Below are 16365 nucleotides of genomic sequence, written 5' to 3' on the forward strand. Positions count from 1 at the left end.
AAAAGCTCAGACACGTTTTTTTGATTTCTATTTAATCTTGCCCACGTTGTTTTCTCTTGGCTGCTCGTTCAGCGCGACGGGCAGCCCTTCTTGCTTCCGCTTCCGGATCAACTACGCGTTCTTTTTTCACTCGTGGCTTCTCGTTCTCTGGCGCATTTATTTCTGGTTCACTTTGTTTTTCAAGTTTTGCTCGAATTTTTTCTTCTTGACCAGCTAAACGAGCATAATTATAGAACCGTCTCTTAGCATCATTAATTGTTTTATTAAATAACAATTCCGCTGTATCTGGTTGACTAGATTCTAAGGATGCAAAGCGAACTTGTTGGCGCATAAACTCTTTCATTAATGAAAAATCTGGTTTTTTGAAATCCAATGTCATTGGTTCTTTGCCTTTTTCTCGCAATAATGGATTATAGCGATATAAAGACCAGTAACCTGAATGAACCGCGTCTTTCGCTTCTTTCAACGTTTGACTCATCCCACCCGCTAAACCATGTGTAATACATGGCGTATAAGCAATAATAATCGATGGTCCAGGGAACTTTTCTGCTTCTTCAAAAGCTTTAATCGTCTGCATTTGGTTTGCACCTGAGGCAATTTGAGCGACATAGACATTTTCATAAGTCATTGCCATCATCCCTAAATCTTTTTTAGAGGCATACTTCCCACTGGCAGCAAATTTCGCAATCGCTGATGCAGGAGTTGCTTTGGAAGTTTGGCCACCTGTGTTGGAATAGACTTCATTATCTAGAACTAACATATTTACATCCGCGCCACTGGCTAACACGTGGTCAATCCCGCCGTAGCCAATATCGTAGGCCCAGCCGTCCCCACCAATCATCCACTGACTTGGTTTGACAAAAAGATCTTGATCGTCATAAATTGATTCCAATAAAGGTTGATTCGTTTTTTCTTCAAGCAAAGCTGCACGTAATTTAGCTGCACGTTGTTGCGTACCTTCACTTTCTGACAGATGTGCTATCCAATCTTCCATCAATAGACGCAACGAGTCACTGGCTACAGAAAAAGCTTTGGTCATTTTACTAGCTAAACGTTCGCGACGAGCTTGCGTTGCTAACAACATGCCGTAACCAAACTCGGCATTATCCTCTAAAAGAGAATTTGACCAAGCTGGACCTTGTCCTTGTTCATTAGTAGTGTATGGTGTCACACCCGCTGCAGCACCCCAAATCGATGAGCAACCTGTTGCATTAGCAATCAGCATTCGGTCACCAAACATTTGCGTCAATAATTTAACATAAGGCGTTTCGCCGCAACCAGAACAAGCACCAGAAAACTCTAATAAAGGTTTATTAAATTGCGAACCTAAAACAGTATTCGGTTTTGCTGGGTTTTCCTTTTGACGTAACGTCATAGCAAACGCCCAATTCATAGCCTGCTCTTTTTCTTCTTCATAAGGTTTCATTACTAAAGCTTTGCCTTTAGCTGGACAAGCTTCAACACAAAGTCCACAGCCAGTACAATCTTTGACTGAGACTTGGATACGATATTTCAAGCCGTCGGCACCACGTAGATCACGCACAATGAATCCTTCTGGCGCTTCAGTCATTTCTTCTTCATCGGCTAAGAATGGTCGTATCGCCGCATGAGGACATACAAAGGCACACTCATTACACATAGTACACCGATCGCTAATCCACTCAGGTACTTCTAATGCAACTCCACGTTTTTCAACTGCCGCAGTTCCCAAAGGCATCCGCCCATCTGTCATCCCATTTTTCGCTAGTGTCGCAACAGATAACGCATTCCCTTCTTGACGATTAATCGGTTCAACAATTTCATGAACAAAATCACTAACATTTTCTGAACGTTTTCGCGGTTGAACTTCAAGCGTTCTCCACTCTGCTGGAACAGGTACCTGATGCAACAATTCAACGGTCTTATCGATTGCTTGAATATTTTTTTCGACAACTTTCATGGACTTATGACCATAACTTTTCAATGCTTCGTCTTTTAAAATTGGTAACACTTGCTCAAAAGGCATGATTTCCGCTAATTTGAAGAAAGCTGTTTCCATTGCGGTATTAATTCGCCCGCCTAGTCCGACTTCACTAGCTAATTTCACTGCATTGATTGTATAAAACTGAATCTCATTTTCAGCTAGATACCGTTTTAATTGATTTGGTAAAAATCGTGCTAGTTGTTCATCATTCCAAATGGTATTTAAGAGGAAAGTCCCGCCTTTTTTTAACCCTTTTACTAAATCATAGGTATGCAAATAAGCGGCTGTATGACAGGCTACAAAATCAGAATGTTCAATGAGGTACGTTGAACGAATAGGCGTCTCGCCAAAACGTAAATGAGAAACGGTCAACCCGCCTGATTTTTTTGAATCATAATAGAAAAATCCTTGCGCATACTTGTCTGTATGATCACCGATAATCTTAATTGCTGACTTGTTCGCCCCTACTGTGCCATCAGAACCAAAGCCCCAAAATTTAGCTTGATAGGTTTTCGGATTCGTCAAATCAAGTGGTTTGCCAACTTCTAATGAAGTATAAGTTAAATCATCATCAATCCCAATTGTAAAACGCTTCTTCATGGCAGAACGTTCTTTCATTAATTCATCAAAAACCGCAACAATCTGATTTGGCAGCACATCTTTAGAACCTAAACCATAGCGCCCACCAATAATTGTTGGGCGAATGTCCGCTTCATACATCGCACTTTGGACATCCAATAATAACGGTTCGCCACCAGCACCGGGCTCTTTCGTCCGATCCAAAACAGCAATTGCTTTAACTGATTGTGGTATTTTTTCGAGAAATGTTTCAACTGGAAATGGCCGATAAAGATGGACATTAAGAAAGCCAACTTTTCTTCCTTGTTCTTGTAAATAATCAACCGTCTGTTCAATTGTTTGCGCAACTGAACCCATTGTAACGATCACTTCTTCTGCATCTTCTGCGCCATAATACGTCACCAAATCATAATTAGTTCCCCGTAACCGGTTAATTTCTGTCATATATTTTTGAACAATACTAGGTAATTTTTCATAATAAGGATTTATTGTTTCTCGTTGTTGAAAGTGAATATCTGGATTTTGGTTCATTCCGCTAACGGAAGGGTGATTCGGATTCATGCTCCGACGACGGAATTCGGCTAATTTCTCTTGATTTACTAAGGGTGCTAATTCTTCATAGTCAAGAACTGCCACTTTTTGAATTTCATGACTTGTTCTAAAGCCATCAAAAAAGTTCATAAATGGAACACTCGCTTCAATCGAAGCCAAGTGAGCCACTGGTGCCAAATCCATCACTTCTTGCACACTGCTTTCTGACAACATAGCAAAGCCTGTTTGGCGTGCGGCCATTACGTCTCCTTGATCACCAAAAATATTTAAAGCATTCGTGGTTAAAGCTCGGCTCGCCACATGAAAAACAGATGGTAATAGTTCTCCAGCTATTTTGTACATATTAGGAATCATCAAAAGTAACCCTTGTGAAGCCGTATAGGTCGTGGTAAGCGCGCCTGTTTTTAAAGAGCCATGGACCACGCCGGCAGCACCAGCTTCCGATTGCATTTCAACTACTTTCACAGGTTGACCAAAGATATTTTTCTTACCTTCGGCCGACCACTGATCAACAAGCTCAGCCATCGTTGAACTTGGTGTTATTGGATAAATGGCTGCTAATTCTGTAAAGGCGTAGGAAATATAAGCTGCTGCAGCATTTCCATCCATTGTTTTCATTTTCCGCATGTTTTTCTCATCCTTTATATCTAAAAAATAGAATAGTTGCACGCATATTCTTGTTTATTATAGCGGAATTTCACAAATTATGAAAGATTTTGTCAATTTTTTTGCTTAAAAATAAAAGAGAAATTGAGAAAAACCCCCTTTTCCCCCTATAAACAAACTATTTCACTGAATTAAAATTACTTTATTTTGTGAAATAGAAATTATCTATTCGTTCACAAACTAAAAAATGAAAGAGGGAGATAAGCGTTTCGACTTATCTCCCTCTTTCTAAACATTAAGATTATTAAAAGTAACAGCTTTTAGTACAACTCCAAATATTGTTCTCTTTCCCATTCAGAAACGGTTTGACGGAAGGCTGCCCATTCCATTCGTTTCGCTTCTACAAAATTGGCAAAAATATGACGACCTAATGCATCAATCATTACTTGATCTTTACGTAATTCTTTGATGGCATTGTGTAAGGTTGATGGCAAATCTTCAATTTGTGCATGTTGACGTTCTTCCTCATTCATCACATAAATGTTACGATCAACCGCTGGCGGTGGCGTAAGTTCATTACGGATACCATCCAAACCTGCTTGTAATAAGACTGCCATTGTTAAATACGGATTCGCTGAAGGATCGACAGAACGTAACTCTAAACGAGTCGATAAACCACGAGATTCAGGAACTCGAATGAGTGGTGAACGATTTCTGCCGCTCCAAGCTACATAAACAGGTGCTTCATAACCTGGTACCAAGCGTTTATAAGAGTTCACTGTTGGGTTACATACCGCAGTATAGGCACGGGCATGTTTTAATAAACCACCTAAGAAATGATACGCAGTTTGACTTAAGCCCATCTCTCCTGACTCGTCATAAAAAACATTACCTTCTTCATTAAATAATGACATATTGCAGTGCATACCAGAACCATTAATTCCAAACAAAGGTTTTGGCATAAATGTTGCGTGCAAGCCATGTTTGCGCGCAATAGTTTTCACAACTAATTTGAACGTTTGAATATTGTCACAAGCATCAACTACATCAGCATATTTAAAGTCAATTTCATGTTGACCAGGTGCTACTTCATGATGCGAAGCTTCCACTTCAAAGCCTAAACTTTCTAACTCTAAAACAATATCACGGCGACAATTTTCACCTAAATCGGTTGGCGCAAAATCAAAATAGCCACCTTTATCATTCAAGTCAGTGGTAATTTCACCATTCTCATCTAATTTAAATAGGAAAAATTCTGGTTCTGGTCCTAAGTTAAAAGAAGTAAAGCCTAATTCTTTCATATCTGCTAAGGCGCGTTTTAAATTACCGCGGGGATCTCCGGCAAAAGGGGTACCATCAGGATTGTAAATATCACAAATTAAGCGCGCAACTTTTCCATGGTCGCTTTCCCACGGAAAAATCATCCATGTAGATAGATCAGGGTATAAATACATGTCACTTTCTTCGATACGAACGAATCCTTCGATGGATGACCCATCAAACATCATTTTATTATCTAATACTTTATCTAGCTGACTCACAGGAACTTCAACATTTTTAATTGTTCCCATAATGTCGGTAAACATTAGTCGTAAAAAACGTACGTTTTCTTCTTCTGCAATATGTTTAATCTCTTCTGCCGTTTTGGCTTTTCTTGTCATCGGTCTGATCCCCATCCTTCATTTTTATTGGCTGCTGAAACGTTAAAGCCTTGGTACATTCGATTGGAACGGATTTTGCTGAGTAAGTCCTCCTTGCGAAAGGATTTCGTCGTATAAAATCTGACGAACATCTGCATCGGTTAACGGACGAGTTGCCTCGGCGGTGTTTTTTTGTTCCTCTAATTTCATTTCATACACACGCTTAATCCCTGCCATGTTCAATCCATCAGATAAATAATCTTTAATTTCTAACAAAACATCAATATCATTTAAAGAATACATGCGTCGGTTGCCCTCACTACGTTCTGGATGAATCAATCCCTGTTCTTCATAGTAGCGAATTTGTCGAGCGGTCAAATCCGTTAGTTTCATAACTGTACCAATTGGAAAAACTGACATGGAACGGCGTAACTCTTTTTCTCTCATCTCCATCCTCCTCTCTTAGTTATTTCTTAGAATAACAATAGAATGACAAATTGTCAAGAACTTATGTTAGATTTTCTAACATAAAACAAAAAACCTGATAAATATGGACTTTTCCATCTTTTCATGGCTGATTTTCTCCTGCTAACCAAAAAAATAGAAATGATTTGTTTTTACAAATCATTTCTAATCAACTTACCATTTTTTATTCTTTTTCGGATTCAGCCAACCATTTAGACTCTTTTTTCGCAAAGCCTTTCACGATATACCGATTTTCATTTTCAGCATATTCTTCTGAAATCATTAGTGTCATCCGGCGAAGTTCACTTAATATTTGTCCGTCAGTTGGGCTAATTTCTAATTGATAAGGCTCGAGTAATTCCATCATTTGGGCACGGATAGCTTGAACCAGTCGTTCTTTATCTTCAGAAATTTTAGTTGAGATCAATACATTGGGAAATAAGGTTGGGACAAATTCTTTGCTGTCCACTTGATCTCTTTTATTATAAACCGTCAAGCATGGAATATTTTCCAATGCTAATTCTTTAATCAATGTTTGAACTGTGCGTTCATGTTGTAAACGATCTGGCGCACTTGCATCCACCACATGGAGCAGTAAATCCATCGTCCGACTTTCTTCCAATGTCGACTGAAAGGCTTCAATCAGTTGTGTTGGTAAATCTTGAATGAAGCCGACCGTATCGGTCAGCGTAACTTCCATGCCTTGAGGCAATTGCCATTTTTTAGTTAAAGGATCTAACGTTGCAAACAATTGATCCTCTGAATAAGTTCCTGCTGTTGTCAACATGTTGAGAATAGTTGATTTGCCAGCATTGGTATAACCAATCAAGCCAATTTGAAATAGTTCTGAATTTTGTCTTTTCTGGCGGCTTCGTTCACGATGAGCAGTGACTTCTTTTAACTCACGACGGATGCCTAAGATTTTATTCCGAATGTGGCGGCGGTCCGACTCTAATTTCGTTTCACCAGGCCCGCGTGTCCCAATACCTCCTCCAAGTCGTGACAACTGTTTTCCTTGCCCAGCCAAGCGAGGCAATAAATAATCCAATTGTGCTAATTCAACTTGTAACTTTCCTTCTTTGGAGCGCGCACGCAAAGCAAAGATATCCAAAATTAATTGTACACGATCAATTACTCGCACAGCTAACGCTTCAGATAACAGTTGATTTTGGCGCGGTGTGAGCTCATGATTAAAAATCACAAGATCCGCTTCATAGGCATCTATTAATTGAATTAATTCTTCCAATTTCCCCTTACCGATTACGGTTTGTCGATCAACTTGTGGTCGTTTTTGCGTTAAAACAAACACCACTTCTCCATTAGCGGTTTCCGTTAAATTCGCCAGTTCTTCCATTGATGCAGAAAATGTCTGATAATTTTTTTCCGTCTCAACTCCTACTAGAATCACTTTTTCATGAGTGGTCATCGCCTACTCACTCTCCTTCTGTTGTAGCCATTCCGCTACTTCATTTTCCAACTTGGGCAAATCTGTTGGCTGCTGAACCAAATCCCACCAATGCGCAGCCATTCGATTTCTAAACCAAGTCAATTGACGTTTGGCATATCGCCGCGATTGCTGTTTGACTGTTTCAACCGCCATCTCTAATGATTGTTCACCGGAAAAATACGGGAAAAATTCTTTATAGCCAATACCTTGAGCTGCTTGTGCATGTGGTTGCTGAAACATCTGTTTTGCTTCTTCCAACAGCCCTTCTGTCATCATTTGATCCACCCGCTGATTAATACGTTCATATAATAAAGCGCGATCTGTTTCCAAACCTAACAAATAATAATCATAGAGACGAGCTGGTTTTTCCTTTGGGGTCAAAATACTATAACCGGTTTTGTCAAAGACCTCTAACGCACGAATCACTTTTTTACGATTATTAAAATGAATGCTGTTAGCCGCTAGAGGATCCTTTTGTTGTAATAACTGCCATAAGGCTTGATTCCCTTTTTCTTCCGCAAATAAATTGTACGTTTCTCTAATTTCAGGCGAGTCATCTATCTCACGACTTCCTAGTTGAAAATCATAAAGGAGTGATTGAATATACAAACCTGTTCCTCCAACGATAATTGGTAGTTTCCCTTTTTCAGTAATTTCTTTGATTTTTTGACGACCCTCTTTCTGAAAATCAGCGGCAGAATATGTTTCGCTGACTTCACGGCAATCAATTAAATAGTGAGGAATTCCTTCTTTTTCTGTTTCTGTGACTTTAGCGGTGCCAATGTCTAACGAGCGATAAACTTGCATGGAGTCACCGCTAATAATTTCACCATTAAATTTTTTTGCTAAAGCAATACTTAATGCTGTTTTCCCCACCGCAGTGGGTCCTACAATAACTAATACTTTCTCCAATTATGTTTCTCCTTCTTCTTGCCAATTTTGACGAGCAAATTTTGCTTCTTCAGGAAAATCCGTATGAACACCCGCCAATTTTAGCTGAAAACAATTTTCCATTTCTTCCATCCGATTAACAGTCCACGGCCGCAGCGGTTTCCCAATTGTGATAAGTTCTTTTTCATGAGCCAACACCCAAGACATTTTTGGATGTAAACTATCGACAAGCGCGAATGCCGGTCCCGCTTGACTTAAATCCTCTGCAGATTCATAAATAAAGGCAATTTCTGTCTTAGGATCAGCTTTTTTTAATTTAACTAAACTTGGAAAATAAAAACTGGAATATAAATAACGAAACGGCCAGTTTTTTTGCTTCATTTGTTGGACGACTTTTTTCTCAATTCCTTCATAATGGATAATATCCGTTTTAAGTTCAATATTCAAAAAACCATTGAATTGTTCTTCTTCAAGACAATTTAAAACATCTTCCAATGTTGGAACACATTGAACAGAAGGATTTTTCTGAAACCAGCTTCCAGCATCTAGTTGTTTTAATTCGTTTAATGTTAACTGTTGGATTTCACCATGACCATCTGTCGTACGATCCACCGTTTCATCGTGCATAACGATTAAATAACCATCTTTAGAAAGATGAACATCTAATTCAATTCCTTCAGCACCAACACGAACAGCCTCTCTGAAAGCAATACACGTATTTTCAGGATGGGTGCCCTTACTTCCTCGATGTGCAATAATATCTGTCATGCTCTCACTCCAATCTTGTTTATTGTACCATTGGAGTGAGGTGGGTTCAAATATGGAAAAAAGAAAAGAAAGAGCAAGACATCAATCAAAGCGACTGATGATGTCCCACTCTCTAAGTCTTATAAACAATTTAGTCTCAAATCCGTCTTTTTATTCTCTTAATCTTTTAGTTCATACTTAACATATTTATCCAAACCGGATTGAATACTATATTTTGGTTCATAACCAATGGCACGTAATTTAGATATATCCGCTAAGGAATCTTTGATGTCCCCAGCTCGCGCTTCTTTGTATTCAACTGGTAAAGTGACTTTCATAATATCATTTAAAGAAGAAATTAACTCATTTAAATCGGTTGCTTTCCCAGTCCCGACATTATACACTTCCCCAAGTGATTGGTCAGAATGAGCGACAAGATTCAATGCTTGAACCACGTCCTCAACAAAGACAAAATCACGGGATTGTTTTCCATCACCAAAGATATTGAATGTCACTTCTTGATTGGCTAATAAGCGTTTGTAAGAGTCCATCACAATCGAAATAACGCCAGAATAAGGCGAATTAGGATTTTGGTTTGGCCCGTATACGTTAAAGAAGCGAACAGCGCTTGTTGGAACATCATATAAATGACAATAGTTTAACACATATTTTTCAGAAGCAAATTTATCCACTGCATAAGGCGTTAATGGACGAATTACTGATTCTTCCTGTTTTGGTAAAGTTGGCTCATCGCCGTAAACCGCTGCAGAAGAAGCAAACACCAAACGTTTTAAATCTTTCTGGTATTTCCGAATTAATTCCAGTAATTGTAACACACTCTCAAAATTCACTTGGTGTGTTTCCACTGGACGTGCTACTGAATCTGCTACACTAGCAATCGCTGCTAAGTGAAAAATGTAATCGAACTGATACTCTTGCAGTACTTTTTCCATTAATTGTTGATCAATCACGCTACCTTCAATGAACGTGATATTTTCAGATGTGTTTAAATTTTCAGTTTGGCCCATTGATAAATCATCAATGACCACAACTTGATTGTCTTTACTATAATAATTTGCTAAGGTCGAACCGATAAAGCCGGAACCGCCTGTGATTAAAAAGTTACTCAAGTTTCCCACTCCAATTAAATTCATTTTGGTCTGCTTTCATAATGAACGGATATATTAAAGCTTTTTTATACCACTTACCCTTTTAAATTCTATTTAGCAGTAGAAGTTTACTATAAGTATAATAATTAATACAGATTGTATGTTTAAAATCTAAACATAATACACATTATTGTACAACTTTTGGCAAATTTATTTTTGACTTCTTTTTATTGAAATTTCCTTTAGATATCCATTTAATGCACCTAAATAACTCCAAAACAAGAAAGATCCTACTGTATTTACTAAAATAATTTCATTATTAAACAGACCTGAAAAAACTAAAATGATTTGAATAGTAAGTAAAGTTAAAAATTGTAAATTTAACTCCCTTTGATAAAAATAATAACAAAATATAATTTTTATCCCATTAAATATCAAAAATATCATAAAAGGAATAAACCCAAGTAGACCAACGCTTGTCAAGATATTCAAAAAAGTATTATGCACTACTATTGACTTTTGGGAAATAAAAGTATTTGGCAATTTATCATGAGCATATGATAATAGATTTCTTGGAGAAGTTCCATAGATAGGAGAAGTTTTGAATATTTCAACCGAACTTTTCCAAATAGAGAAACGCATGTTTGATATATCCGAATTATCCACAACATCTTTACGATCTAAACTTATAGGTTCTTTTCTCTTTCCCGTAATTTCTCCGTTGACCTCTTCTTTTTTATACACTGCTGAGTAAATCTTATTAGGTACAGTAACTAACACATCTTTTGTTCCATTCTGAACTATTAAATAACCGAATAAGACTAATAAAGTAAACATACAAGAATATAAAATCTTTTTTAATACAGGTGTCTTTTTAACCCCTTGTTTGTAAAAAATTATTGAAAAAGCAAGAAAACCAACTGCTAAATAGCTTAAAAGTAAAGCGCTTCTCGATCCTGTTAATAACAAAGTAAAGAATTGGACTACAATATTGACTACTAAAAAAATTTTGATAAATATTTTTTTTGTATTTAAATACTTAAACAAATAATATAAACATAATATAATAGTAACTAAAGCAGTAGTTGCACCATAATTAGGATCTCCAAAAACTCCAAATAATCTAGATTCTAGAAAACCTATTCTTATGTGGTCTCTAGGTCCTGGTCCATAGACATAAACGTAACTGTATTGAAAAAGATACATAACTAGAGATATAATTGATAATAGAAACATCCCTACCATGACAATATAATTTATATAATCTATTATTAGAAAACTATTCTTTTGTCTTTTGATAAATTGGTATATTCCAATCACATAAATACTATTCCATACTAGCAATTTTAAATTACTACTCATTCCGTAGTTCCTATTTAATATTATAGATATCAGGAATGCAAGCAAAAATATCAAAATTAACCAATCAGTCCAATCTTTATTTTTTTCCATTAAAAAATTATATAATTCATAAAGAACTACAAAAAAACCTAAAAAAGCTAAACAGGAAAACAGGATGTTGTCTAATGTTGATGGCAACAAGCTGTATATATTCATAGATCTAATAATCAATGAAAAAATCAAAATAAGTAAATATGATTTTTCCAAATAAAAAATTTTTTTTAAATTATCCATTATTTCACTCCTAAATTGTCTAAAAGTTGTATCCAATGTACTTTTATTTCGTCCATATTAAAATCGTTAACTCTTTTTAAAGAAATATTCTGCCATTTTAAACGCTCTTCATAACTATTACATAGTTTATTTATTTCACTAGACATTTTATTAATTTTGTAGTTTTCAATTAAAACACCATATCTACCATTATCTAAAATTTCTTTAGCTCCACTATGTTTAAAACTTATTACTGGTAACCCGCACTCCATTGCTTCGATTAAGACAAGCTGAAATGATTCAATTCTTGAAGTGGATATAAAAATTGAACTATTAACATAATGATCTATTAATGCCTCCCCATTCAAAGCTCCAACATATTCAATTACATTTTCTACGCCATTTTCTTTTATAAGACTTAAGAATTTTTTTACTTGATTCTTACTACCATTTGCCGCCACTCGTATTTTCCAAGTACTAGGTATAGTTTTTGCTACTTCAATAAGATAGTCAAGCCCTTTAATTTCCACATCTAATCTAGAAGTAAAAGAAATTACTCTTTCCTTTAATTTAGACTTCACACTGGTATTAAAAGTAACAGGATTATGAATTATTACTGAATTATGATTGAATTTACTGTAGGCTTTTAAATCTGTTTGTGTTAAACAAACTATTCTATCAACACTTGCTAAAGATTCTTCATATGACTTTAAATAGTTTTTAACTAAGGAGCCAAAAGTCTGTTCTGCAGATTCATGCATCCATGCTATTTGTTTAACTTTGGGATATTTTTTTTTCAAAGGAATTGCAAAAATAGATACCGCAGTAAAAGAATTTAGAATAATACAATCTATATTAAATGTTTCTATTAATTCGGAAAGCTGTTTTATTTCTCCTTTATAGTATTTATATGGCGTAAACTTTCCTCCACTAAAGATATACTCTATACCTTTTTTAAACTTATCTAACAATTTGCTATGTCTTCCTTTAAAAAAATATATTTTTTCTTCAGGAAGATTAGAATAATTGTCTGTATACTTGTATGAATAATATACTAGGTTGTGATTCTTGTTCAGTTCTTTTCCAAGTGTTGCAGCAATGATATTAGATCCACCATAACCAAGAGAAGGACTGACTATGCAGATATTCATCAAGATTTCCTCCCTAAGACTTTTTTTGCAATATTCAGTAGATATTTAAACTCACTTGAGCGTGAGTAAAAAACTAAATACAGAACTCCACCAATAAAAATTGACATAATTGCTTTGTATATTATACTAACTAAACCACTATAAGCAATTAAAGATTGTGCGTAAACAGTGATTAGAGTAGCTAAACCTAACAAAAAGCAGTATTTTGAAAACAACTTTATATATACAGACATACTTACCTTAAGCCCATACTTAAAAATGTAAAACACTTCTACCCATAACACATAGCCTAGTGAAGATATTAATGTACCTAAAAGCACACCGTTTATACCCATATTAAAAAATATTAATAAGATCAATGAGCAAGTTAAATTAATTGTGGCTTCAATAATAGATTTCCATCTCTGAATCCAATATAGACCATATGAATCTATAAAGACAAAGCTTGTATTTCTAAACATTTGAACAACTAAATTAATAATAATTAAAAAAACTGTAAAAGAAGGCAAAACATATTTATCGCCAATCCACCAAATTATAAATGGATTAAGCACTGAAGCAAGAATTAAAGTGGAAAAATATAACATTGAATAATTTACAAATAAGTGTTTTTTAAACAAATCCAATGCATCTTTTGTGCTTGCGCTAACAATATAATTACCAATACTAGCAGTTATTGAGTTAGTTACTTGTTTACATAGGTTTTGTACGTTATTAACTATCATTGTATAGTTCGAGTAAAAACCCACTGCTGATAGACCAACAAAACTAGAAATTAGGATACTGTCAGTTCCCATAACAATAACTCCGCCAATTTTAGAACTCATATTTCCAATTACATTTCTTTTAATACTATTCATTTTTTCTTTAGATAGTTGTTTTTTTGAGTATCTTTTCAATTCATTGTAATCTTTATCTACTTTTAAAGAAATACTTACATTTCCCAATAGTGTAAAAACTAGTTGGACAATTAGATATAGTGAAAAACTTTTATAATGTATAAGTAAATATATTTGAAAAACATTACTTAACAGTAAAAAAATAAAATCATTCAAATTTACAATATACGTTCGTTGATGTGCTATCAACAGTGATCGCTTATACGTAAAAAAATAACTTAAAACAGAATTTGATAAGTACAATAAATAATACAAAATAAATTGATTACTAATTGAATAGTCACCAGAAATATAAGGGAAAAGTGGGATAATGCTGACTCCTATAACCGCAACTCCAACCCCTATAAAATGATAAGCTTTCTTATACAAATCCATTAACGCATTTATCTCTTCTTTATCACCTACTGCTATAGGCTTATACATAGAATATACAATAGAGGTACCTATTCCAAGTTCAGCTAAAGATAAAATGCTAAGTACATTCGTAAAAAGACCATTCAGCCCTAAATAAGTTACCCCTAAATATCTTATAAAGAATGTCCGTACCACAAATTGCATAATTAATTTTAGAAAAAATACTAAAGTAGAAATAGACGAGTTCATTATTGAATAGTAAAGACGTGATTGTTTCATATAACCCCTCCGCTTTAATTTTTACAAACTCAACTAATCAAGTTTTTTCAATCGATACTCTACTAGTTTTTTATACCATACACTTCCAAAACTTAAAGCAACAATTGCAATTTTTCTTGATTTAGTGAATCCTTTATAAGATAATATAAAATTTCTATTTTTTTTTAAAAATTCAATAATTTCTTTTGTCTCGGGAATTTGCTTATAGTTACTTGATAAAATTAGCTTATCTAAAACATAAAAATACGCCCAACATAATCTACGATTATACGAATCTTTTAAATCAGGAAAATGATTCAATATTTTTTTCTGATTATACTGCCAAGCCTTTATGACATCCAAAGTTTTCTTAGAAAATTTTTGGCCCATTATACTATCATTTCTTTGTAAATAAAAGTATTTTTCTTCATTTGATACAATGATTTTATCAGTTTCAAGTAATATATCTATAATTATATAGGCATCTTCAAAAGTTTCACCCTCTAAATATCGGTTGTTATAAAAAAGTTCTTTACGATAAAGTTTATTCCAAGCATATGCATAAAAATCTGTTCCTTCTAAAACCGACTTTATCGCTTCTTTTTTATTTAATAGAATTTCTTTTTTTTCTTTGCTAGTATTCTCGTACTTATCATCACGAAAAGGAATTATTTCCACAGAACTAATATCGGCATCATAAAATTTCAAATTCTCATATAACACCTCATACATATCTTCAGCAATATAATCATCACTGTCAACAAACCCCAAATATTTTCCTTGGGCAATATCAATTCCAGCATTTCTAGCGCTACTTAAGCCACCATTTTCTTTGTGAATAACACGAACACGACTATCTTTTATTGCGTATTCATCACATATTTTACCACTATTGTCAGGAGAACCATCATCGACCAATATAACTTCAAAATTAGTAAATGTTTGTGCTAAGATTGAATCCAAACATTTTCTTAAATATGGTTCTACTTTATAAACGGGAACAATAATACTAATCTCACACATTTTACTTCTCACCTTTAACTAATTCTACTGTATTTTTCAAAGACTCTCTTAATTCAAATATTGGGTACCACCCATTTTCTTTGATTTTCTTATTGTCAAGTATTGCTGTACTAGCTGTTGAAAAACCTTTTTGTTCTATGCCATCTGGCAAATCAAAAATCACTTTTTTATCACTGATTTCAGCTAATTGTTGCGCTAGTTCTTTTAATCGCAAATCAAAATTTTCTGAAGAAACGTTGTATGCCTCTCCCTTTTTACCTTCAAGTAACAAATGAAGAATAGCAGAAACAGCATCCCCCACATAGATATATGAAAAATACTGATTTCCTTCACTTTTTAAAATAATATCTTTTTGTTCAACAGCATTCAAAATAAATTGTGAAGAGGCTTTCGTATCAGATAAAAGCATTGTGGGGCCAAATGTACGGCAAAGTCTTGGAATCACAATATCAAGATCATATTTTTCAATATAAGCTTGACATAATGACTCACTAACTCTTTTCCCTTCAGGATAACCTGCTCTCAAAGTGTTGCAATCGATATATCCACAGTAATCCTCTGTGAACTTTTCTACATCACCACGATTTTCCCCATAAATTTCTACCGTTGATAAGAATAACACTCTAACAGGACGGGTTGCTACAGCATGCTTCAATACTTGCTCTGTACCAACAAGATTAGTCATAATTGTACCAATTGGATCGGTTACGTAAGCTCTGGGGTGCGTATTGCTCGCACCATGTATCAAATAATCAGCTTGAACCTCTTTTGGTATAGAATTCGTGACATCACCTTCAACAATTTCAAAAGTGTCTAACTGAAGATACTTTTCAAACCGCTTTTCAAGTTTCAAACGGTTCCTTCCCATTGCATATATCTTGATTTGTATTCCTAATTGTTCATTTGCAGCCATCAACGTGTCTATCAAAAAAGATCCTATCATTCCAGAAGCACCAATCATCAAAATTGATTTTTTATCTAAATTAACCAGATTAACTGCGTGATTCATCACTTTTTTCAATTCAGATTGATAAATTGGATTATCAATTAACTCCATGCCTATATCT

General features: G+C 34.8%; 12 protein-coding genes. All 12 read right to left on the reverse strand.

All coding sequences use genetic code 11. From position 1 onward, the window contains the following. Positions 1–31 precede the first annotated feature (31 nt). The 12 genes from nifJ to IGL48_RS09165 all read right to left on the reverse strand — a co-directional run bounded on the left by nifJ (position 32) and on the right by IGL48_RS09165 (position 16355). Entirely contained in the window at positions 32–3763 is a 3732-nt protein-coding gene (gene nifJ / locus IGL48_RS09110) for a pyruvate:ferredoxin (flavodoxin) oxidoreductase (RefSeq protein ID WP_002384320.1), read from the reverse strand. 257 nt (positions 3764–4020) lie between these two features. After that, entirely contained in the window at positions 4021–5361 is a 1341-nt protein-coding gene (gene glnA, locus IGL48_RS09115) for a type I glutamate--ammonia ligase (RefSeq protein ID WP_002356929.1), read from the reverse strand. A 42-nt stretch (positions 5362–5403) separates the two neighbouring features. Then, positions 5404–5787, reverse strand: coding sequence for a MerR family transcriptional regulator (locus tag IGL48_RS09120; protein WP_002388239.1), 384 nt, complete (start codon positions 5785–5787; stop codon positions 5404–5406). Between the two features lie 202 nt (positions 5788–5989). Continuing rightward, a complete protein-coding gene (hflX, locus tag IGL48_RS09125; RefSeq protein WP_002384319.1) occupies positions 5990–7231 on the reverse strand; it encodes a GTPase HflX in 1242 nt (413 codons plus the stop codon). 3 nt (positions 7232–7234) lie between these two features. Continuing rightward, complete coding sequence (gene miaA / locus IGL48_RS09130) at positions 7235–8164, reverse strand: tRNA (adenosine(37)-N6)-dimethylallyltransferase MiaA (protein WP_002384318.1); 930 nt, start codon at positions 8162–8164, stop codon at positions 7235–7237. After that, positions 8165–8911: a glycerophosphodiester phosphodiesterase gene (locus IGL48_RS09135; RefSeq protein WP_010777806.1), complete on the reverse strand. Its 747-nt coding sequence runs from the start codon at positions 8909–8911 to the stop codon at positions 8165–8167. A 158-nt stretch (positions 8912–9069) separates the two neighbouring features. After that, on the reverse strand, positions 9070–10029 hold the full coding sequence (locus IGL48_RS09140; protein WP_080349185.1) for a GDP-mannose 4,6-dehydratase: 960 nt from the start codon (positions 10027–10029) through the stop codon (positions 9070–9072). Between the two features lie 180 nt (positions 10030–10209). Then, positions 10210–11634, reverse strand: coding sequence for an O-antigen ligase family protein (locus tag IGL48_RS09145; RefSeq protein WP_002384315.1), 1425 nt, complete (start codon positions 11632–11634; stop codon positions 10210–10212). Beyond that, on the reverse strand, positions 11634–12764 hold the full coding sequence (locus IGL48_RS09150; RefSeq protein WP_002384314.1) for a glycosyltransferase: 1131 nt from the start codon (positions 12762–12764) through the stop codon (positions 11634–11636). Before IGL48_RS09150 ends, IGL48_RS09145 begins: the two co-directional genes overlap by 1 nt. Further along, positions 12764–14296 (reverse strand): lipopolysaccharide biosynthesis protein, encoded by a 1533-nt coding sequence (locus IGL48_RS09155; RefSeq protein ID WP_010815184.1) that lies wholly within the window; start codon positions 14294–14296, stop codon positions 12764–12766. Before IGL48_RS09155 ends, IGL48_RS09150 begins: the two co-directional genes overlap by 1 nt. A 33-nt stretch (positions 14297–14329) precedes the next feature. Next, positions 14330–15298, reverse strand: a complete 969-nt coding sequence (locus IGL48_RS09160) for a glycosyltransferase family 2 protein (RefSeq protein WP_002384312.1) — start codon at positions 15296–15298, stop codon at positions 14330–14332. Position 15299: 1 nt separating this feature from the next. Beyond that, positions 15300–16355 (reverse strand): NAD-dependent epimerase/dehydratase family protein, encoded by a 1056-nt coding sequence (locus tag IGL48_RS09165; RefSeq protein WP_002384311.1) that lies wholly within the window; start codon positions 16353–16355, stop codon positions 15300–15302. Positions 16356–16365: the final 10 nt, after the last annotated feature.

Origin of the sequence: Enterococcus sp. DIV1090, from assembly GCF_050537975.1 — a bacterium.
Lineage (GTDB): Bacteria > Bacillota > Bacilli > Lactobacillales > Enterococcaceae > Enterococcus > Enterococcus faecalis.

Excerpts from the sequence above, each read along its gene's own strand:
- glnA (WP_002356929.1), bottom strand. The coding sequence starts at position 5,361 with ATGACAAGAAAAGCCAAAACGGCAGAAGAGATTAAACATATTGCAGAA.
- IGL48_RS09120 (WP_002388239.1), bottom strand. The coding sequence starts at position 5,787 with ATGAGAGAAAAAGAGTTACGCCGTTCCATGTCAGTTTTTCCAATTGGT.
- hflX (WP_002384319.1), bottom strand. The coding sequence starts at position 7,231 with ATGACCACTCATGAAAAAGTGATTCTAGTAGGAGTTGAGACGGAAAAA.
- IGL48_RS09135 (WP_010777806.1), bottom strand. The coding sequence starts at position 8,911 with ATGACAGATATTATTGCACATCGAGGAAGTAAGGGCACCCATCCTGAA.
- IGL48_RS09145 (WP_002384315.1), bottom strand. The coding sequence starts at position 11,634 with ATGGATAATTTAAAAAAAATTTTTTATTTGGAAAAATCATATTTACTT.
- IGL48_RS09150 (WP_002384314.1), bottom strand. The coding sequence starts at position 12,764 with ATGAATATCTGCATAGTCAGTCCTTCTCTTGGTTATGGTGGATCTAAT.
- IGL48_RS09155 (WP_010815184.1), bottom strand. The coding sequence starts at position 14,296 with ATGAAACAATCACGTCTTTACTATTCAATAATGAACTCGTCTATTTCT.
- IGL48_RS09160 (WP_002384312.1), bottom strand. The coding sequence starts at position 15,298 with ATGTGTGAGATTAGTATTATTGTTCCCGTTTATAAAGTAGAACCATAT.
- IGL48_RS09165 (WP_002384311.1), bottom strand. The coding sequence starts at position 16,355 with ATGGAGTTAATTGATAATCCAATTTATCAATCTGAATTGAAAAAAGTG.